Genomic DNA, 20316 nt, shown 5'->3' on the forward strand with positions numbered 1-20316 from the left:
GAACGGTGCCAGTCGCTCGACGACCTCGGCGAGCCGAGACCCGATGGCCTCCAGAGCGGGCGAGCAGCCGAGAGGACGCGCTGGGTGGCTCTTCTCCCCGACGGAGGACCATCGGCCGTCCCGACGGCACTGCGGCTCGGGCAGTACGGGCAGTGTTCGCGTGCCATCGGCTTGTGACGGGGCCAATCGGCCCTCGCGCCGGCGGGAAACGCGGATGAGACCGGACGGCGACCTCCAACACCTGATCCGGACAATACCGGCGAAGGGAGCCCACCTTGCAGGTTCTCCGCTGAGCAGTGGCCGCCCTCGCAGGTATCCCGGACGGTTCCTGGAGGCCCTCGAATAGGCAGTAGACCGGGACCCAGTGGGCGGCTGTATCCGGGGATCCGGAAGTCGTCGTCCACGCCGGAGCGGCGCTGCTCGGCGAACAGCCGACCATCCCCCAAGAGGCCTCGGGAATCGACGTGTTCGCCCACGGCAGCGGCAGTAGCCGGCACATCCCGTGCAACCGCTTCGTCGCGACCGCGCTCAACCAAGCCCGCCTGGCCACACTGCTGTTCGACCTGCTCACCGGGGAGGAGGAACTCGACCGGGCCGACGTCTTCGACACCGCCCTGCTCGCCCGCCGCCCGAGCGACGCCACCCGCTGGCTGCCGTCGTCCCCGGCGCCACCACCTGTTCGAGGAACCTGGAGCGCTGGAGGAGGTGGCGGACCTGGCCGGGGAATGGCTCACCGACCATCTGGCCCGGGCACCGCAAGGCGAGGCCGGACGGTGACATCCCAGGCCGGCCACGGCGCCGCCGGTCACCCGGGCGTGGTCGCGGATGCCGGAGGCGAACCCAGCGGCAGCGTCGGCCAACGGTCGCGGCGACACGTACGCCCAGGCCTCCGGCTCATGCTGGTCTGTGACGGGCTCAAGGGTCTGCCGGAGCGGGGCGGGCCAACCTCGTCCTCGAGGAGATGAGACGACTGGGCCGGGACGGTTGCCTGATGCCTTCGGGACAATGGTGGAGGGTGAGGAGGTGGTGGCGATGGCCATGAGACTCCACCCTCGGACACCGGAGGGAACGGTGCTGCTGGGGATCTTCGTTCTCCTGCTGTTGGAGATCGTTGTGCTCGCGGCTTGCCCGGTCCGCGTCCGTCTGGTGGTTGCCGGTGTGCTGGCGTTGGCCGGAGCGGTGGTGTTCGTGCTCACCGTGGCGGTGCTACGCGGACTTCACCGTGGAGGTCGGCCGCCGCGACGTCGGTGAGCGCTTCGTCGAGGGCAGGGCCTCCTGCCGCAGACCCACCCCCGAGAAGTTGCTGCCAAGGCAGCCCGGGCGGCCGAGTCGGTCGTGACGGCCAGGTGGTGTCTTATCAGGCGTGCGGCCAGGGCTGCCGCGCCCAAGTCCAGGTCGATGCGCGCGCGGCCCGGCAGGTGGGGTTCGACGGCTTCGAGGACGGCGAGGTCGAGGGTGGGCAGGTCGGCAAGGCAGGCCAGGGCTGCACTGCTGGCGGTCAGGGCGAGGGCGGAGTGGCGGCGCAGAAGCGGGTCGAGGCGGCGGGTGGTCAGGTGGGGTCAGCGGTGGGCGGCTTCGAGAGACGGCGTCAGCGCCAACGCCCTGCCCCCCGGCGCGGTCCGCACCAGTCTCTCCCGCCACAGCTCAGCCCGCGACGTCGCCAACCTGCCGACCTACAATCACCGCGGCCCCGAACAAGGCGCCGCCGCCTCCGTCCTGCTCGCCACCCGATGGAAGGCCGGGGCGGGCGCTACTTCGAAGACTGCCAGCAGCCGAATCCCACGCCCCGGGCGGCACCACCGGTGTCGCCGACCACGCCCTCGACCCCACCGCTGCCCAACTCCTGTGGAACCTCTCCCTCAAGCATCTCCCCCCGGACCTACGCCGAGGACCCCAGTAACTCGGACCCGCACCACCGACTGAGAACCTTCGTACCCGCACTGGCGCGGACGGGCAGCCCGATTCCGATCCCGTGGCGGACCGGGCCCGGGAGGACGGCCGGTCCCACTGGTCGGACCGCACGCCGCGCAGGGACGGGCACTTCGCCGCCCGGCTCGCGCAGCATCCGCGGCCGGCGATGCGGACCGTTCGCCGGCTCGCCGGCCTCAGCCGGGAGCCGACCACCTCGGGCACGAAGGTCTGTCGGGCCGGATTGGCCCCGGCTTCCCCGAGCCGAGGGCGACGGCGACGGTCACCACCGTCCAGAGGCGAACCACCGGGGTGACCGTCAGCGGACTGAGCAGCAGGGCCAGACAGCCCAGCAGGGTCTGGGTGACCGTGAGCAGACGGCGCCGGTCGGACCGGCCGGCCAGCAGGCCGCCGTAGGGAGGGGCGGCCAGCAGCACCCGAAAGTCGGGCGGCCACCATCAGACCGAGGACGGTACCGGACTCGGTGAGTTCCAGCACCAGCCAGGACTGGCCGACGGCCCGCACGCATCCGCGGTCCGATCAGGTTGATCGCCTGTCCCACGAAGTAGAGTCGGACGTTCGGCACCACCAGCGCGGCGAACGTGCCGCTCGGCAGGCCTCTCACCCTCGACTCCACTCGCTCGTCGGCGCGGCTGGCGCCGGGCCAGCTCGAAATCCGGCCCCGCGTGCTCTGTCCTACGCACCGTGGTAGAGCTGCTGTGGGTCCACGAGGAGCACCTCGCCCCGTGCGGCCGCCTCAGTGAGCTGGGGGCTGAAGCCAGCCGCGCCGTAGCAGACGAGCCTGACCCGGCTCACGTCCTCGCCCTGGTGGGCGAGTCGGGTCAGGACCTGGCGGAGATCGGCCAGTTGGGGCAGGTCCATCGGCCGACCCCAGCCGGCGAGCCCGAGCGAGAGCAGCTTCCCCGGGACGCCGCTGTGGGCTTCGGCCCGAACCACCACGTCGATGTCGACCCGCCGGTGCCCGGTCGATTTCGGGAGCAGCCCCGGGGCTGCCGATCCGGGAACGGCTCCGAAGGTGTCGGCCGCCGCGAACCGAACCACCCACTCACGGCAGACCCGGGCGAAGCACGGTGCGGCGACGGACACGTCGAAGACGGGCCGTGCGGCCTGCCAGACCTCCATCGGGTGGCGCTGCTCCAACGTGGTCCGGTTGGGCCGGATGACCGCGTGATCGAAGGCGAGCAGTGGTTCCGCGATCTCGTAGTGGGTCACTCCGGACCGCAGGCCGTCCGGCACACCGACGACGATGCCGCACTCACCCAGCATGGCGAGGATCCGGGGAAGCTCGGTCGCCGGGCGGGCGAGCCAGTCGGCGATCGTCCCTGGAGTCGAGCATCCGGCAGCGATGGCCGCGACGGTCGAGTGACACAGTGCCCGGTCCCACCCGTCCGCCTCCTGCTCCAGCAGGAGCAACACCTTCCAGTACAACGGCAACCGGGGATTGAGCACGGTCCGGCAGACCCAGGCGTCGAAGTCACCCGAGGACTTCGGTCGGTCATCGCCGACCGGGTCGTGGCGGAAGGCCGGACTCGAGCCGACGACGGCCAGCACTCGCAGCGCTAGCAGCGGGTCGTCGATTCCCCAGAGCCGAGCCGCGGCCCGGAAATCCAGCGGCCGGATATCGAGCCTGAACCCGGTGCTGTGGAACGTGCTGCCCAGCAGCCGGCTCATCACGGGCATGGCGCTGCCGCACAGCAGCAGCCGCACCCGGTTGGACCCGTCGGCACCGGACAGCCTCCGGCACAGGGCTTTGACGGTGGAGGGGAGCGCCGGGCTCTGCCGGACGAGTTTGGGGAAGCCGTCGATGACGACCGGCATCGGCCCGCCCTCCCCGAGCCCCGCGAGGGCTTCGAGGGCTTCGTCCCAGCTCCGCCAACCGCCCGGGCGTGGTTCCCCTCCGTGCGCGGAGAAGCGGGTGGCGAGCAGCCGCAGGGTCTCCGCCTCGGCCGCCTCCTGAGCACCGAAGTAGAGGCCCCCGGTCGCCCGGGTCAGCGCCTGCAGCAGGAACGACTTGCCCTGTCGGCGGGGCCCGGTCACCAGGCCGAGGGAAGGCCCGGGGCGCGGATCGCACGCGAACTCGACGAGCGCCTGCCACTCGGCCTCGCGGTCGAAGAGTTCTGGCGGACGGGCGATGGCAGCGGGCGTGGATTCCACCGTCAGGCCTCCTTCCTTCGGGTGCCCCTCAAGACCCAGTAGACCGCCGGGGTAGCCGCGACGCCTCCCATGGGCGGGCCGGGCGCAACGGCCCCCGGACGGGGCGGCCGCAGCGGCCGTCCGGCGGCGCGGTGTGCCGACGGATCGCCGCGCCTACCGGCGAGCAGGCGCTGCCGGGCGGCGGGGTCTGGTGTTTTCTGGAGGTATGCCGATGAACGTGGGAACCTCGGGGTGGCAGTACGACGACTGGCTCGGCGTGCTCTACCCCGTCCGCACGGCGAAGCGGCGCTGGCTGGAGGAGTACGCGCGGTGGTTCACCACTGTGGAGAACAATGCCGCGTTCTACCGCCTCCCCTCGGCCGCCGTCTTCGCCGACTGGCGGGAGCGCACGCCGCCCGGCTTCGTGGTCTCGGTCAAGGCGAGCCGTTTCCTCACCCACATCAAGCGGTTGCACGACCCAGCCGAGCCGGTGCGGCGGTTGCTGACGGCTGCCGCGGGGCTCGGCGACCGGCTCGGCCCGGTCCTGCTCCAGCTTCCGCCCACGCTGTCCGCCGACGCTGGCCTGCTGGCCGACTGTCTGGCCTGCTTCCCGGACGAGGTCAGGGTGGCCGTCGAGCCGCGGCACCCCTCCTGGTGGACGCCCGCCGTCCGGGCCGTACTCGAACGCCATGCGACCGCTCTGTGCTGGGCGGACCGCGACTCACGCCGGGTCACGCCGCTGTGGCGCACCTGTGACTGGGGCTATCTGCGTTGTCATGCCGGGCGGGCCGAGCCCTGGCCTCGGTACGGGCACCAGGCGCTGGCCGGCTGGGTGCGGCGGATCGCCGCGGCCTGGCCCGACGCGGCGGACGTGTTCGTCTACTTCAACAATGACCTCGGCGGTGCGGCCGTGCGGGACGCGGTCGCCTTCGCGCGTGCCGCCGCGATGGCGGGGCGCAGCGTCATCCGGACACCCCCGCCCGGTCTCCTCACCGGCTCGGCCGGGGCGTCCCGGGCACGGGCCGGTTCGTCGGTCGGCTGCCGGCCGCCTCCCTGCGCGCCGACGCCACGCGAACCGGCCGTACCGGGACCGTGATGGCGCGACCCGTGCTGCCCGGCGAAGGCCGGCCGGCGTGTTCGACCGGGGGAGCCGCGCGTGGTCGGCGGGTCGTCAGAAGCGGCTCGGCGTCGCACCGTCCGAAACACAGCTCTCCCGCCACGAGCCGTACGTCCCCGCCCGGGACACCCTGTCACCCGACGCGCGCCGGCTGGCCGCGCGGATGATGGAGGTCTTCGCGGGATTCCTCTCCCACACCGACCATTGGATCGGCCGGCTGCTGGACTTCCTGAAGGTGATCTGGGAGTTCGACAGCACCCTGATCATGGTGGTTTCCGACAGCGGCGCCAGCTCCGAGGGAGGCCCGACCGGCACCACCAACGAGCTCCAGTTCTTCGACAACGCCCCCGAGTCGTTGGAGGGCAGCCTCAGGGTGATCGACGAGCTCGGCGGACCGGAGACCTTCGACCACTACCCGTGGGGTTGGACCTGAGCCGGAAACGCGCCGTTCAAGCAGTGGAAGCGCGAGGTCTTCCGAGGCGGAGTTCAGTGCTCCGTTCTTGGTCCACTGGCCCAGGGACCAAGGCACGGGGCGAGATCCGCACCCAGTTCGCCCACATCATCGACATGGCTCCCACCGTGCTGGAGGCACCCGGCATCGAACCGGCCCGGAAGGTCAGGGGCGTCACCCAAGCGTGGAGGGAGATGGCGAGCGAGGCGATGCGGCCCGGTGGCCCGGCGGACATCGTCCGGTTGGCGGTCACCCGCAGGCCGTCGCTGGGGATCCCGTACCGGCTCAGGTAGCCGCCGGCGTGCAGCGCGACGCAGCCGGCCACCGCAGCCGCCAGGAGGTCCTCGGGCCTGGGAAGCGACTCGCTTCCACCCTTCGGCGCGGGCCGGTCCACCGTCAGCAGGTTTGCCCCGGTGGTGACGGCACAGGCGCCGTCCCGCACCAGTACGGCTTCGACCTGGTCGGCGGCCTGGACATGGGGTCCCTCCACCGCGGCGGCCTGCCGCACCAGCAAGCCGGCGAGCGTCCTGGTCTCGCCGGGGGTCAAGGACGCCCACACCTCGCTCAGGTCATAGGACTGGCGCGCAGTGTCCAGCACGACCCGGCCCATCCCGGCCGTCAGCTCATCGGGAGTGAACCGGGACACGGTGATCGTCCGCCCGCACCTGGCGGTCATCCGCTCCGCAGCAGGACGTGTGTCGCCACTCATGCCAGGGCCTCCCTGTCCTCCTCGACACCTACGGGCCCGTGTGCTTCCAACACAGTCGTCCGCACCGGATCTCTCAAGTGCTGACGGGCACTTCGGACGGCGCCGGACCTCCCGTCCGGTCGGGACCGATCGGCCCCGGCCGGGCGGACCATCGGCAGACAGCGGCGGCTCGGCACCGGGATGACCGCCATCAGCGGCGGCAACGTCCGCTGCCCGTGCCCGCCCGGGCCGATCGGGCCGACGGGGCGGCCTCCCCCCAGCGGGCCGTGGGCGTCGGCCGCACGGGCCAGAGCCGCCAGGATGCGCCGGGGCGGACCGGCCGAACGCGCGCAGGACCGCCGGCGCCGACGACCGGCAGTGATGATGTTCCTCGACCGACCGGGAAAGGCTGGCAGCGCCTCGATCCGGTCGTCGGATCACCGGCTCCGCTCCGCCCCGTCCAGGGTCAGCCGGAGGACGAGGGTGCCGTCCGGCCCGGAGTCGATGCGCGTCCCGAAGCGGTGGCTGACTCGGTTGATGACCGCCCGCAGCCACTCGGAATCGTGGCGCGAGGCGTGTTCGAGCCGCATCCGCCGAGCCTGCAGGGGCGCCATCCACAGGCCGGCGACCCTGCCGGTGTCCGCCTGCACCGAGACCAGGTACAGCAGCCGCAGGTCGTCCCGGTACTGTTCGTAGCCGGTGATGCCCTCGTAGTCGTCGATGAAGTCACCGCAGCCGTAGAGAACGAGCTTTCCCCGGTACACCTCCAGCGGGCGGGGGTGGTGCGAGGAGTGCCCGTGCACGATGTCCACACCGCCGTCGACGAGCGCGTGGGCGAGGCGGACCTTTTCACGGGACACCCGGTAACCCCAGTTGGAGCCCCAGTGGATCGAGACGATCGCGATGTCGCCCGGCCGTTTGACCTGCCGCACCCGGTCGGTCACCGCCGCCGCGGCGGTCGCTGACGGCCCGGTCAGAAGATCCACGCCGGGCCGGTCGTCGGTTGCCGCCCAGGAGCTCGGGATGCCGCTGGATGCCATCCCCACGGAAGCGACCAGGACCCGGACGCCGTCACGCACCGGGATGATCGCGGGGCGCCGCGCGGCGGTCGCGTCCCGCCCGGCTCCGGCGGTCCGCAGTCCCGCGTCGGCCAAGGCGTCCAGAGTCTCTTCCAGTCCGCGGCGGCCGAAGTCCAGCACGTGGTTGTTCGCCAGTACGCAGACGTCGGGACGGGCCGTGGCCAGGCAGGGCAGGTTGGCGGGGCTCATCCGGTAGTGGACGGCCTTACCCGGTGCGAACTCGTCGTGCTGCGTGACGCTGGTCTCCAGATTGACCACGCGGGCGTCGGGTGCCGCCGCGTCGAGCAGGGGCAGGGCCTCTCCCCAGGGCCAGGAGAAGCCGACCGGCCAGGGGATCGGGCCGTTCGCGTGCTCGGCCAGCTCGACGTAGGCGCGGGCGTCCCGGATGTACGGCTCCTGCAACGCGGGCTCGCCCGGGTACGGCAGAATCCGGTCGACGCCACGACCGAGCATGACGTCGCCGCACACGAACACCGTGACGATGTCACCGTGCATCCTCCCAGGGTAGGGAGCAGCGCCTTGGATTTCGCGCAGACATCGGTGTTCGGCGGCGGCATCCCCGTCCGTGCCTGCGGGCCGGCCGCCCGGTGGCGCCCCGGAACGCCGCTGTCCGGCCGCCGGCGAACTCCCCCTCGTGCCTCCCGCCCGGCCCGCTGAAGAGCCGCGGGCAGGCCGCCCGTTACCACGGGCAACGTGTGCGGGGCGCCGCCGCCCTGGGGGCGGGAACGACGTCCGTGGCCGCCCGTAGCACCGGCCGGGCCGGGCAGGACACCATCGGAACGGTCGGCACCGCCTGCGGCAGGGCCGGGTGGCCCAGACCGGGGAGCCGACCGGACCTTGGACCGGACCGGGGCGGTCGCCTTGGCCGCGGACAGCTTCATCATCGGCCGCCCGTCGTAGCTCACCAGCTTGTACGCCGCGTCCAGCTACGGCGCGTCCGCCGCCACCCCGACCAGCGTTCCGACCGCGAACAGGTCGATGGGCGCCCCGGAGCGCACCAGCCCGTCGATGCCGTACTCGTCGAGGCCGCCGCTGGCCGTGACGCGTACGCGCGGCAGCCCGGCGGCGTCGAGGATCGTCCGGGCCGCGACAGCGAGCGCGCCGAGGTCCCCGCTGCCCAGCCGGACCGCACACCCGTCGTGCAGCCCCAGCTCGCGCAGCACCCCGGCGGCGACGGTGACCCCGGCCTCGGTGTCGTAGGTGTCGACCAGGAAGGTCACCGGACCGGGATGGGACCGGGCGAATGCCCGGAACGCTTCGGCCTCATCGCCGAACGCCTCGATGTACGAGTGTGTCATCGTGCCAACCGCCCGGATCCGGTAGCCGTGGGCGGCGGCCACGTTGCTCGTGCCCGCGAAGCCCACCAGCGCGCCCAGCCGGGCGGCCTGCTCGCCCGCCCGGACTCCGTGGGTGCGGCGCAGCGGGAAGTCCACCACCGGCCGCCCCGCCGCCGCCAGCACACAGCGCGCGGCCTTCGACGCCACCGACGGGCCGGCCGGCAGGGGACCGGCTCCGCAGCCGCCGACCGGGCCCACCGTGCGCAGCGGAGGTCACCCCTCCGCCGGGGCGGAGGGGGCCTCACCCCCCTCACGGCACCCCGGTGCGACGCTCTCGCCGGTGCGGCCGAAGACCGGACAGCAACACGTGCGGCCCGCCGCCCGCCTGGCCCTGGAGCGGAACCGTCCGGCGGGTCGGCTGCCGACCGGTGAACGCGGCCACCCAGGTTGCCGGCCGTAACCAGGCACACCAGACGCCCGCGTTCGCCCGCGCGCACCACCGGCAAGTGGCGCCGTCCGGTGAGCAGCACCGGCGTGCGGCACGTGCACCGCCCGGTCGCGTGAGACCGACAGCCCCTCACATCGCAGGTCAGGCGGACGCGGCGAGCCTGACCTCGACGTCCAGCACGCCCGGCACCGCACGGACCAGACTCTCCAGGGCGGGAAGCCTCGAACCGTCGGGCAGTGTGCCGGCCAGGGTGATCCGGCCTTCCTCCGCGCGCACGTCGACGGCGGACGCCTGCGCGGGGCGGAGTACGGCGAGCAGCTCGAATCTCATGTGCTCCGCGAGGCCCTCGTCCGTCCGAAGGTGGATCTTGAGCAGGTCGCTTCGGCTGACGACACCGACCAGGCAGCCATCGGCATCGGTCACCGGCAGGCGCTTCAGGTGGCCGCGGGCCATGACCCGGGCGGCTTCGGCAGACGGGCTGTCAGCGTGCACGGTGACCGCGGGGACGGTCATCAGCGCGGCGGCGGTCAGACCGTCGGTTCGCCCTTCTTCATCGATGGCACGGTGGCGGTTCCTTCAGGCCGCCGGGGCTCCCGGGCCGCGGACGATCACGACGGGACAGGAAGCGTGGTGGACGCAGTGCTGGCCGACCGACCCCAGCAGGGCTTCGGAGAAACCGCCATGACCACGGACGCCCACGACCAGCAGCGCGGCCCCGCACGCCGCCTCCAGGAGCACGGCCGCCGCGCTTCCCCGAACGGCTCGGGTCCGGACCTCGACCTCCGGTCGGTCCAGGCCGACGGCAGTGACGACGGTCTCGGCCAGGACTTCACTCGCCCTCGCGCCGTAATCAACCGTCTGGACCGCGGGTACCGTCAGGCCGTACCAGGCCGACGGGGGCTCCCAGGCGATGATCGCCTCCACCACCGCGCCGGTGAGCCCCGCCTGTCCAACCGCCCACCGAAGTGCCGCCTTCGATGACTCCGAGCCGTCAACCCCCACCACGATCCGCGAGACAACCGCCGTGTCCTCGGCCACCGCGCACCTCACCTTCCAGGAGCACCTCCCCTCACCCTCTCCGAGACCTTTGCGGACCGCCAACGAAGCGGGTCCGCGCTTCGGTGAGGCTGTGACTTTCCCGATCAGGCGAGATGCGCCGGCGCGGGGGTCGGGACCGGCCACCGTCACGGCCACGGGGCGATGGGTCGCGACGGAGGACGACGCTCCGTGGCTCGAGTAGGCCCATTGTGTGCCCGGCCTGGTCCGTTCGGCCCTATGAGCACGTTCCCGGCCGCATGAGGGTGGAGCAAGGGACCACACTGCCCGCGTCAGGGCTCGGCCACGGTGGTGCCGCAGGCATGGGGGAGGAGCACCGTCACTCGGTCTGCCGTTGGCGCGGTTGAGAGAGGACTGATCCTGATGACCGACCCGATCGTTGTCGGCGTGGACGGCTCCGGGCGGAGTCTGCGCGCCGTGGTGTGGGCTGCCCACGATGCCGCCCTACGTCGATGCCCCCTGCGCATCGTGCACGCCTTGCCGCGGTGGGAGCACGACATACCGTTCCACCCGCCGGGCGGCTGGCTGGTGCTGCGTGACCGGGGTACCGACATCCTGACCGAGGCCGCCGCCGAGGCCCGTGAGGCACGTCCCGAGCTGGAGGTCACCACCGAACTGGTCATGGACTCCCCGGCGCCGGCGCTCTGCTCGGAGTCCGAGAGGGCGAGCGCCGTCGTGCTCGGCACCCGCGGTGCGGGCGGAGTGGGCCACCTGCTGCTCGGCTCCGTCAGCCTGCAGGTCGCCGGCCACGCGGCCGCCCCGGTCGTCGTGGTCGGTCACCTCACCACTGATCACCACCGCGTCGTGGTGGGTACGGACGGTTCCGTGAACTCCTACAGTGCCCTGGAGTACGCCTTCCGCGAGGCCGACGTTCGCGGGGCCGAGCTCCAGGTGATCCGGGCTTGGGGCATGCCGACCGGTCCGGCGATCTCCACGGACGTGGAGGAAACCCGTGACCGCCGTCGGGAGGAGCTGGCTCACCAGCTGCACCAGCTGCGCGGCCAGTACCCCGGCTTGAAGGTGGATGACCAACTGGTCCGTGACCAGCCGGCCGCTACCCTGATCCGGGCTTCCGAGCGTGCCGACCTCGTGGTGGTCGGCTCCCGTGGCAAGGGGGGCTTCCGTGGCCTGGCCCTCGGCTCGACCGGCCACAAGCTCCTCTGTCACGCCTTCTGTCCCGTCGCCGTCGTCCGCCCGGCACCCGCACCGGCTGACGGGTCGGATCCCGATACCCGGGGGTGACTACGGCGTGCACTTCGTCGACCGTCCCGAGGCCGGCGGCTGCTGACCGGACGGTCCCGGTACCCCTCCCGTCCGACCGGGTCAGCCGGTACCGGCACGGGCATGGCCGCGTCCTCCTCCCGGGCAAGGCCGGTCCGGGCAGCCTGGGGTGAGTGACCGACCGGTCGCTCCGGGCGATCCCGCCGGGATTCCTGCGCCGGCCACGGCTCGGTGGGCCAGCGGAGCCCCGCCGTGCCGCTCCCTTCCCCACACCAACGGTGTGGGGGCGGACCCCACGGCGACGGTTTCGCGGCCGGCACGAGCGGCCGCGATCGGACGGTCCGCTCATGAGCCGGCAGGCCGTCTTCTCCGCACCGCGGGGTGGAGGGCTGCGGCCACCTCCCGGTCGAACGGTTCAGTGTCGGGGGTGAGCATCGACGCGGCGGCCACGGCGACCCCAAGTGCGCAGGCCTCGATCGGATCGTCGCCCGCGGCCAGCCGAAGGGTGAGCGCGGCCACCATCGCGTCTCCGGCCCCGGCGTCGCTGAGCGGCTCCCCGGGCAGCGGCGGGGCTTGCAATTCGGTGTGGCCGTGGGAGGTCGAACAGAGCGCGCCGAGTTCCCCGAGGGTGGTGACGGCGACCTCCGCTGCTCCCGCGGCGAGCAGGTACTCGTTGACTGCGCGGGCGTCGTCGAAAGTCCGGACGGCCCGGCCGACGAGGCAGGCGGCCTCCTGATCGTTGCACCTCCGTAGGAAGACACCCCCGCGCAGCGACGCGCGCAGTGCCGCCCCCGAGGTGTCCAGCACCAGCCGGGCCCCGGCCTCCTTGACCCGGCGCGCGACAGCCAGGTAGAAGTCGTCGGGCAGGCCGCCGGGCAGAGTGCCACTGGCCACGACGTACTGGTGACTGCCGGCCGCTCGGTCCAGCGCGTCCAGGAAGCGCCGTCCCTCGCGGTCGTCGAGTCGCGGGCCCGGCGGCACGATGTGGTAGGTGCGGTGTGACTCCGTCTCGAACAGCACGAACGCTTCGCGGGTCTCGCCCGCGATCCCGAGGGCGAGATGGTCGACGCCCTCCTCGTCAAGGAGCCGGTTCAGGCGTTGGCCAACCTCCCGCCCGGCGGTGTGGACGGCGATCGCCCGTCCTCCGAGCCGCGATACGTCCCGAGCGACGTTGATCCCGCCGCCGCCGGCGGCCACGTACCTGATCCGGGCGCGGGTCTTGCCGATGTCCGTCAGCCGGGCGACCTCGCAGCAGATGTCCACGGTGGGGTTCAGCGTCAGGGTGAGGATCGGAGGCATGGACTCAGACCACGAACTCCTCGGGCCGCTCCCCGCCGCGAGCGGGCCAGACACGTCGCCGCCGCTCATCATGGTGATGCGACGGGCGTCAGCTCGCTCGTTCGCGGAGGCTTCCCGGCTTCGGCGAGCGCGGACCTCAGGGTCGGGACGCCCTTGTCGTCCCCGACCCTGATCCGGATGCCCTGGTCGGGATCGGCTCCGGGCGCCCGGGCCTTGCCGAGATGGGCCGCCCCATCCCCCGCGGACACAGCGGCGGATCCCCGTGGGAGATCCTCGAACAGGGCCGGGAACGAAGGCCACCAGTGCGCACATCCATGGAGTGGCTCAGCGGTCATCTCAAGCCCTCCTCACTCGGGTCGCCCCTTCCATCCTGCTGTGCGAACGCAAGGGGCGCGATCCGGGCCCCACGGCCGTGGGCGCGCGCTACGGCTCCGGCGCGGTGATCGATTGTGGCCGACCGTGCCGGCGCAGCGCCGCATCGCCGGAGGCTGGCCGGATCGACGACCGGCCCGCACTGGCCAAGGCGATGGGCAGGCCGGAAATCCGCACCAGCAGGTAGGCGCCGGGATCCATGTCCGTGAACAACGCATCCGCCGCGAACGCCGCGGCCGCGTCACGTTCCGCGTTGACCAGACGGCGCAGGTAGCCGCGGTGGGCCATGCCGAACACCAGGTAGACCATCCAGATGGTGCCGGCGTCGCGGCCGGATCGCACCGGCAGCGACAGGGACTGGGAGCGAAGTTCGAGCGTCCTGGACAACGACGGTGGAAGGCCGAACATTTGTGGTGGGCGGGGTCGCAAACACCTGGCACCCGTGTTGCCGCAGGTATGAGAAGCCTCATCGGGCCTCCTGGGCGAGATCACCGTGAGATCTCCGTGTACCCACCGCCACCGGGACACGCCGTGACCAAGCCGTCGAGCCGGTCTGCGCTGGCTACCCATCGGTTGCTCTGCGCTGGCGCTTGAGGCCGGGAGCCGCGTGCGGCAGGCTGCTCAGCGCCGGAGCAGGGCCCGGGACAGGGGTTGCCCTGTCTGACGCGCTCGGTCGTCAGGATCCGCGAACGGTCGATCTCGGGCGTCGGCAGCAGCGAACGCTCGTTCCGATCGCGGTGGACGCGCTCGCCCAGCAGCATGGAAGGGCAGGTCCGAACGAGCGAGGTGGACTGACATGGCTGGCGAGATGCTCCACAGGCGTGCCCACTGGCGGCCTCCGTTCTCGGAGTGGTTCGAGGACTTCCCCGTCGACCTACGGACCGGTGAGCACATGATCCGGGTCGAGGAGTCCGAGGAGGACGGGACGTACGTGGTCAAGGCCGAGCTACCGGGGATCAACCCCGACGAGGACGTCGAGATCACCGTCGAGGGCGGTGTGCTGACCGTCCAAGCCGAACGCATTGAGGAAAAGCAGGAGAAGCAGCGATCGGAGTTCCGTTACGGCTCCTTCGCACGCCGTGTCCGGCTGCCGGAGGGCGTGAAGGAGCAGGACATCACCGCGAGCTACGACAAGGGTGTCCTGATCGTGAAGGCCCCGATGGGAGAGGTCGGGAAGCAGCCCCGTCGAATCGGGGTCACCACCGGCTCTGGCGGGTGACGGACGGGCGGCGGCCGGTGCCGTTCACGCCACTGACGTTCGCGAAACCGTCCGGTCCGCCACGCCGGCCGGAGGGGAAGTTGGTCGCGGTGATCACCCGCGACCACTCCGGCCTGGCCTCGGCTCGACCAGCCACTACTCCTCGACTACACCTTCTGCCCCGTCGCCGTCGTACGCCGGGCACCGCGGACAGGCGGCGGATCGGGCTCCGACGTTCCGGGGTGATCGGATCATGTACTTCGTCGACCGTAGAGACGCGGGGCGACGCCTCGCCGGGCGGCTCGGGCACCTCAGGGGACAGGACGTGGTGGTCCTCGGGCTTCCTCGTGGTGGTGTGCCGGTGGCGGCGGAGGTCGCACGGGCTCTCGGCGCGCCCCTGGACGTCATCGTGGTGCGCAAGCTCGGTGTGCCGTTCCAACCGGAGCTGGGTATGGGCGCCATCGGTGAGGGGGGAGTGCGTGTCGTCAACGACGCCGTGGTGCGTGCGAGTCGGACCTCCGAGGTCGAGCTGGCCCAGGTGGAGGAGCGTGAGCGCGCCGAGCTGGACCGGCGCGCCCACCGCTACCGGGGCGGCCGTATCCGTGTGGGGATCAGGGGCCGGACGGCGGTGGTGGTGGACGACGGGGTCGCCACCGGCTCGACCGCTCGCGCCGCCTGCCTGATCGCCCGCCGCCAGGGGGCGGCACGGGTGGTGCTCGCGGTGCCGGTGGCCCCGCGGGACTGGACCGTGCGGTTGGCGGATGTCGCCGACGAGTTGGTGTGCCTGGACACGCCGTCCGACTTCATGGGGGTCGGGCAGTTCTACCAGGACTTCGCCCAGACCTCCGATGTGGAGGTCACCGATTGCCTCGCCCGGTCGGCCGACCGGGCCAGCGCGACGGGACCGTCCCCCGACCGACCGGTCGCTGATCCCAGGGTCACCGTCCTCGCCGGGCCGGTACGGCTCGGCGGGCAACTGGCGGTCCCCGAAGGGGCGTCGGGGGCCGTCGTGTTCGCCCACGGCAGCGGTAGCAGCCGGCACAGTCCGCGCAACCGGCTCGTGGCGGACACGCTCAACAGGGCCGGGCTGGCCACGCTGCTGTTCGACCTGCTCACCGAACCGGAGGAACTCGACCGGGCCAACGTCTTCGACATCGCCCTGCTCGGCCACCGCCTGGGCGACGCCACCCGCTGGTTGCTCGACCTGCCCGAGGTCCGCGGCCTGCCGGTGGGGTACTTCGGTGCCAGTACCGGCGCCGCGGCGGCGCTGTGGGCGGCGGCCCAGACCGGTTCCCCGGTACGGGCGATCGTCTCCCGAGGCGGCCGCCCCGACCTGGCCGGCCCCTGCCTCCCCTCGGTGACCGCCCCCACCCTGCTCATCGTCGGAGGAGACGACCGGGTGGTGCTCGATCTCAACCACCAGGCCCAGGCCCTGCTCCGATGCGAGAACCGTCTGGCCGTCGTCCCCGGGGCCACCCATCTGTTCGAGGAACCCGGCACCCTCGCACAGGCCGCGGAGCTGGCCAGGGAGTGGTTCACCGGTCACCTGTCCCTCGGGGAGCCTTCACCGTGATCGCCCACCGGCGGTCGGTGCGGCGCGGCAGCCGGTGTCGCCCGGGATACGGGATATTGGCCCGGCCGGGCCCGGCCCCTCGCCGGTGGGCTCCGGGGACACGGTGGGTTCGCTCCGCCGGTCCTTGAGGGGGCGTCAGGTCGGTCGGACGGGTTGGTGCTCTCGCTGCCCCGCCGGCGCCGGCGCCGGCGCCGTCGTCCGCCCGACACCCGAACCGACCGTCAGCTGAGCGTCGGAGGGCAACCCAGAGGACCGCTGTTCAGCGGGTGCCGTAGCCTCCGCCGCCCGGGGTCTCGATGACCAGGCTGTCCCCGGCGGCGAGTTCGGCGGTGTCGCAGCTGCCGAGCCGCACCGCGATGCCGTCGGCGCGCCGGACGTGGTTGGTCCCCAGGGCACCGGGTGACCCGCCGGCCATGCCGTAGGGCGGTACGCGCCGGTGCCCGGACAGGACGCTGACGGTCATCGGCTCACGGAAGGTGAGACGGCGCAGTGCGCCGTCGCCGCCCCGCCACCGTCCCGCCCCGCCGCTGCCGCGTCGGATCGCGAACTCCTCGACCAGGACGGGCAGGCGCCATTCGAGCACCTCGGGATCGGTGAGGCGGGAGTTCGTCATGTGGGTCTGCACGACGCTGGCGCCGTCGAATCCGTCACCCGCGCCCGAGCCGGAGGCGATGGTCTCGTAGTACTGGTGGTGCTCGTTGCCGAACACGGCGTTGACACCGTCCGGAGGCGAGAGCCGGACGCGCTCACCCGCCTGGCGCGGTTCGGTGACAGGCACGCAGCGACCGGGCGTCCGGCTCGCGCGGCCACTCCCGGGCCAGCGGGCGCCAGCCGTACCAGCGTCTCGGGAGGCTTGTGGCCCTCCGGCGCCCGGGCGCCGCCACCCGTTCGGTCCGATGGGCGTCAAGCTGTCGTCAAGGATGGCGGGGCGCGCGTAGCCAGGGGGGTCAAGGCCAGGTGTGATCGGCGGGCACCGGGGCTCCACTGGTGTGGCGGGCACGATCTTGGCTCAGCGGATACGGTTCACTCCGCTCCTTCGTCGGCTGCCGCTACACCTCGGTCGCGGGAACCGACGTGACCAGGCGCGGCGCGCCGTCGGCGGCCGTCGCGTGCCGTCCGTGCCACCACGGCGCAGCCGCCGGCTTCGCCTCCGCAGCCGGCATCGCGACGGACTTGATCAGCTCCCCCGCGCGCCCGCGGATATCGATGCGGACCGGCAGCGTGCGGCCCCGCACGCTGGTCCCACCGGGCCCGACCGGGTGCACCTGCCCCAGCACCTCCGTCACGACCATGACGAGCGCCGCCGCCACGGCATCCTCGGTGATCCGCCCGACGTCATCCCTGAGCCAGTGCAGGACGAGCGCCCAGTCGCCGCTCCGGGACCCCGTGCGGGGCTGGGTGGGCTCCGCGCTGAGGCCGAGCTCGGCGAGGGCCTCGATCAGCGACTCCACGTCCTGACCGTCGAGGTGCTGGAAGTTCTCTTCGATGAGCAGCTGTGTCATGAACGTTCCCCCATGTGATGGTCGGTCGGACGCGGTCGCGGACGGTGCGCCTGCGGGACGTCGTCCTGCGATGGTGCCGCGTCCCAGGGCCGACAGGACGCGCTGCCGGAGTCCCCGGATGATGGATCAGCGATCTCCATGACTCTGACGGCCGTTCCAGTCCACCTGGTTGCCGCTGCCGGCTATCTTGACGCATTCCGTACGCGCGGACTCCGGATCTTGACGCGTTCTTGCCCTCGTCTCCGCTGGATGTCGGGGGTTGCCGGGACCTCTGACCGGTGGTGCTCCGGAGGTTGGGGTCCGGCTCCCGGGCGCGATCGGCGAACCGGCGCCCGGTCCGGCCACACGGATGCGGCCAGGATGGCGTCAGGTGGCGCGGCGCGGGATGTCCTGTTCGGTCCAGATGCATTTGCCGTCGCGGTGGTAGCGGGCGCCCCAGCGCGTGGAGAGGGCGGCGACGAGCTGGAGTCCCCGACCGCCCTCGTCGGTGTAGGCGGCGTGGCGGATGCGGGGGGTGCTGAGGCTGCCGTCGTAGACCTCGCAGGTCAAGGAGCTGCTGCGGAGGAGGCGCAGGTGGACGGGGCCCTTGGCGTGCCGGATCACGTTGCCGACCAGCTCGCTGGCCAGTAGCTCGGTGGTGGTCGCCAGATCGTCCAGTCCCCAGGCAGCCAGCTGGTTGCGGACGTATTCGCGGGCCTGTCCGGCCGCGCGGGGATCCTCCGGGAGAACGCAGGAGGCGACGTCGCGGGCGTCGGTGGCCCGCGTGTGGGCGATCAACAGTGCCGTGTCGTCGTGTGTCCGGCCGTGGTCGGGCAGCAGGTCCGAGACGACGGTGTCGCACAGGGCGTCCAGGCGCTGGAGGTCGTCGTCCTCGTCCGTCGCCGTGAAGGCGGGTGCCGCGTGCTGGGAGAGGACCTGCCGCAGCCGGGTCAGTCCTTGGTCGATGAACTGGGTGGCGGATTCGACGAGCCCGTCGGTGCACAGGACCAGTAGGCTCTCCTCGGGCAGGTGCATCTGGTGCGTTTCGAACGGCGGCTCAGCGGCCCCCAGCGGTGGGTCGGCGGTCAGGTCGGGCTGGTGGACGCCGCCATCGGGATGGACGACGACCGGCGGGGGATGACCGGCCAGGGCGAACGAGCACATCCGGGTGGTCGGGTCGAAGACGGTGTACAGGCAGGTCGCGTAGCAGTCCTCGCCCAGGTCGCCGACCAGGTCGTTGAGACGGCTGAGTAGTTCGTCAGGGGGGATGTCCAGGTCGGCGAGGGTGCGTACCGTGGTGCGCAGCTGGCCCATGGTGGCCGCTTCGTGGATGCCGTGTCCCATGACGTCGCCGATCACCATGGCAACCCTGTCGGCCGACAGCGGGATCACGTCGTACCAGTCGCCACCGACCTGCTCGCCCCTGCCCGCGGGCAGGTAGCGTGCCGCGGCGCGGACGGCAGGCAGGCGGGGCAGCGTCTGGGGCAGCAAGGAACTCTGCAGCTCCTGGGCCCGAGCGTGCTCCACGTCGTACAAGCGGGCCCGCTCCAACGACTGGCCGACCAGACCGCTCAAGGCGGTCAGCAGCGTGCGCTCCTCATCGGTGAAGGAGCGCTGCCGGGTGAAGGACACCAGGCACATGCCGATGGCGTGCCCGGAGGCGATCATGGGCAGGAACGCCCACGCGTTCTTCCGGGCCTTCGCCGGTATGTGTTTCAGTGTCGGATAGCGTTGGCAGTACTCTGCGGCCGATTCGATGAACCGGGGAGCGCAGGCCCCGAACACGTCGGCGGCCACCGGGTAGTCGGTGACGGCGAGGCCGTCGAGCAGGTCGAGGAGTTCCCGCGTGTACCCGGCCGAGTCGACCACGTGCTGCCGGCCGCTTTCGAACACCCAGACTATGAGCCCGTCGGCGCCGAACGGGGGCAGGACGTGCTCCGCGACGGCCCGCACGACCTCCCGGGAGGTGACGGCCTCGGCGAGCGCCGCGGTCAGCTTGCCCATCCGGACCGTCCGCTCCGGGCCGGCCACGGAACGGTGAGCGGGTGGCGTGCCGGGCAGCTCCTCCAGGCGCGAAGCGGCCCATCCCGCTACCGAAAGCAGGAAGGACCGCTGTACTTCTCCCGGCTGGCCGGCCCCCGCCGTGATCACGGACAGCACACCGATCGGCCCTTCGGCACCGAGGAGCGGCACGGACGCGGTGCCGGCCGCCCCGACGCCCGGACTGTTCCCGCTCACCCAGGCGTAGCCACCGCGCCGCAGGGCGCGTACGGGGGCGACGTCCTGCTCATCGGACAGATCCCCCCAGGCCCCGGCGTTCTGCGCGGCCAAGCCGGTGGCCGCGACAAGGCGCAGCCGGTGGGCGGCGGGATCGCACCAGTGCAGGAACGCGCCCCGGCCCCCCAAGCACTCGGTGGCCTCGAGCGCCAGCGCCAGCACCTCCGTGCCCTGCAGCGTGTCGCGCGGAGCAGTCACAAGGCTCAGTTCCGGGCGCTGGGAAGGGCTTCCGGTTTCGGCTGCGGTGGACGCCACTTCGCCTCCTGCTCGCTCCTGGGTCACGGTCCCGCACCTGCCACGACAGAGGCGGCAAAGCGGCGAAACCCCCCTCGTGCTCACAGTACTCTGCACCCCTCCGCATCCGCCCGGAGCGGGGATCGAGAAGGAGGCGGGTGCGGTCACCTTCTCGGTCGCGAAGGCCGAGAAGGTGTGCTCGGCCGTTCACCCCTCGTCACGCTCCCGGCCGTCCCCCGCGGCAGGACGGTCACGGACCGCATCCGCCCGACCCCTTCGGGTGAGGGGGTGAGGTGCCTGGGCCGGCGGTGGTGGGCCGTTTCCGGAGTGATGCGGGGAGGCCTTCCGACGCTTTGTAGGCTGTTGGTCGCATGGTGGTCGCCGGGCCCTCTCGACCACGGACGGTCTGTCCGGGCGTCTCCGCGCCTGATGTGCTGTCAGTCAGTCAGCCAGTCAGTGGTGTGGCGGGGCGCGGTTCTTGGT

16 protein-coding genes and 2 pseudogenes are annotated in these 20316 nt (G+C 72.2%); 6 read left to right on the forward strand and 12 right to left on the reverse strand.

The window, feature by feature from the left end:
* The first annotated feature begins 1032 nt into the window (after positions 1–1032).
* A complete protein-coding gene (locus tag ACZ38L_RS24200; protein WP_465696981.1) occupies positions 1033–1251 on the forward strand; it encodes a hypothetical protein in 219 nt (72 codons plus the stop codon).
* An 854-nt stretch (positions 1252–2105) separates the two neighbouring features.
* Here the strand turns inward: ACZ38L_RS24200 and ACZ38L_RS24205 are convergent.
* Positions 2106–2345 (reverse strand): hypothetical protein, encoded by a 240-nt coding sequence (locus ACZ38L_RS24205; protein WP_465696983.1) that lies wholly within the window; start codon positions 2343–2345, stop codon positions 2106–2108.
* A gap of 259 nt (positions 2346–2604) precedes the next feature.
* Positions 2605–4083 (reverse strand): ATP-binding protein, encoded by a 1479-nt coding sequence (locus ACZ38L_RS24210; protein ID WP_465696985.1) that lies wholly within the window; start codon positions 4081–4083, stop codon positions 2605–2607.
* A 205-nt stretch (positions 4084–4288) separates the two neighbouring features.
* On the opposite strand from ACZ38L_RS24210, the gene ACZ38L_RS24215 reads away from it, so the two are divergent.
* Both ACZ38L_RS24215 and ACZ38L_RS24220 read left to right on the forward strand, forming a co-directional pair.
* Positions 4289–5158, forward strand: a complete 870-nt coding sequence (locus ACZ38L_RS24215; RefSeq protein WP_465696987.1) for a DUF72 domain-containing protein — start codon at positions 4289–4291, stop codon at positions 5156–5158.
* A 37-nt stretch (positions 5159–5195) separates the two neighbouring features.
* The gene (locus ACZ38L_RS24220; protein ID WP_465696989.1) at positions 5196–5612 is read left to right on the forward strand and encodes a hypothetical protein; all 417 of its coding nucleotides are present in this window, start codon (positions 5196–5198) and stop codon (positions 5610–5612) included.
* A gap of 16 nt (positions 5613–5628) precedes the next feature.
* Here ACZ38L_RS24220 and ACZ38L_RS24225 read toward each other — a convergent pair whose 3' ends face one another.
* From ACZ38L_RS24225 to ACZ38L_RS24245, 5 genes and pseudogenes are all read right to left on the reverse strand, one after another.
* Positions 5629–6339, reverse strand: a complete 711-nt coding sequence (locus ACZ38L_RS24225; protein WP_465696991.1) for an OsmC family protein — start codon at positions 6337–6339, stop codon at positions 5629–5631.
* Between the two features lie 416 nt (positions 6340–6755).
* Positions 6756–7892, reverse strand: a complete 1137-nt coding sequence (locus tag ACZ38L_RS24230; RefSeq protein WP_465696993.1) for a CapA family protein — start codon at positions 7890–7892, stop codon at positions 6756–6758.
* A 326-nt stretch (positions 7893–8218) separates the two neighbouring features.
* A pseudogene (locus tag ACZ38L_RS24235) lies at positions 8219–8884 on the reverse strand (beta/alpha barrel domain-containing protein); the annotation flags it as partial.
* Between the two features lie 379 nt (positions 8885–9263).
* On the reverse strand, positions 9264–9635 hold the full coding sequence (locus ACZ38L_RS24240; protein ID WP_465696996.1) for a CBS domain-containing protein: 372 nt from the start codon (positions 9633–9635) through the stop codon (positions 9264–9266).
* Positions 9636–9698: 63 nt separating this feature from the next.
* Entirely contained in the window at positions 9699–10160 is a 462-nt protein-coding gene (locus tag ACZ38L_RS24245) for a universal stress protein (protein ID WP_465696998.1), read from the reverse strand.
* 381 nt (positions 10161–10541) lie between these two features.
* Here ACZ38L_RS24245 and ACZ38L_RS24250 point away from each other — a divergent pair, with 381 nt between their 5' ends.
* Positions 10542–11420 carry a universal stress protein gene (locus ACZ38L_RS24250; protein WP_465697000.1) on the forward strand — a complete coding sequence of 293 codons (879 nt, stop codon included), beginning with the start codon at positions 10542–10544 and terminating at the stop codon, positions 11418–11420.
* A 324-nt stretch (positions 11421–11744) separates the two neighbouring features.
* Here the strand turns inward: ACZ38L_RS24250 and ACZ38L_RS24255 are convergent, their stop codons facing one another.
* Both ACZ38L_RS24255 and ACZ38L_RS24260 read right to left on the reverse strand, forming a co-directional pair.
* The gene (locus ACZ38L_RS24255) at positions 11745–12698 is read right to left on the reverse strand and encodes a 1-phosphofructokinase family hexose kinase (protein ID WP_465697002.1); all 954 of its coding nucleotides are present in this window, start codon (positions 12696–12698) and stop codon (positions 11745–11747) included.
* Positions 12699–13121: 423 nt separating this feature from the next.
* A complete protein-coding gene (locus ACZ38L_RS24260; protein ID WP_465697004.1) occupies positions 13122–13457 on the reverse strand; it encodes a hypothetical protein in 336 nt (111 codons plus the stop codon).
* Positions 13458–13866: 409 nt separating this feature from the next.
* Here ACZ38L_RS24260 and ACZ38L_RS24265 point away from each other — a divergent pair, with 409 nt between their 5' ends.
* Positions 13867–14289: an Hsp20/alpha crystallin family protein gene (locus ACZ38L_RS24265; protein ID WP_465697006.1), complete on the forward strand. Its 423-nt coding sequence runs from the start codon at positions 13867–13869 to the stop codon at positions 14287–14289.
* A 232-nt stretch (positions 14290–14521) separates the two neighbouring features.
* A complete protein-coding gene (locus ACZ38L_RS24270) occupies positions 14522–15841 on the forward strand; it encodes a phosphoribosyltransferase family protein (protein ID WP_465697008.1) in 1320 nt (439 codons plus the stop codon).
* Between the two features lie 259 nt (positions 15842–16100).
* Here ACZ38L_RS24270 and ACZ38L_RS24275 read toward each other — a convergent pair.
* From ACZ38L_RS24275 to ACZ38L_RS24285, 3 genes and pseudogenes are all read right to left on the reverse strand, one after another.
* Positions 16101–16556, reverse strand: a pseudogene (locus ACZ38L_RS24275) (hydantoinase B/oxoprolinase family protein); the annotation flags it as partial.
* A 334-nt stretch (positions 16557–16890) separates the two neighbouring features.
* A complete protein-coding gene (locus tag ACZ38L_RS24280; protein WP_465697010.1) occupies positions 16891–17343 on the reverse strand; it encodes a hypothetical protein in 453 nt (150 codons plus the stop codon).
* Between the two features lie 366 nt (positions 17344–17709).
* Positions 17710–19797, reverse strand: coding sequence for an ATP-binding SpoIIE family protein phosphatase (locus tag ACZ38L_RS24285; RefSeq protein ID WP_465697013.1), 2088 nt, complete (start codon positions 19795–19797; stop codon positions 17710–17712).
* Positions 19798–20316 lie beyond the last annotated feature (519 nt).

It is taken from the genome of Kitasatospora sp. NPDC024654, from assembly GCF_055559155.1.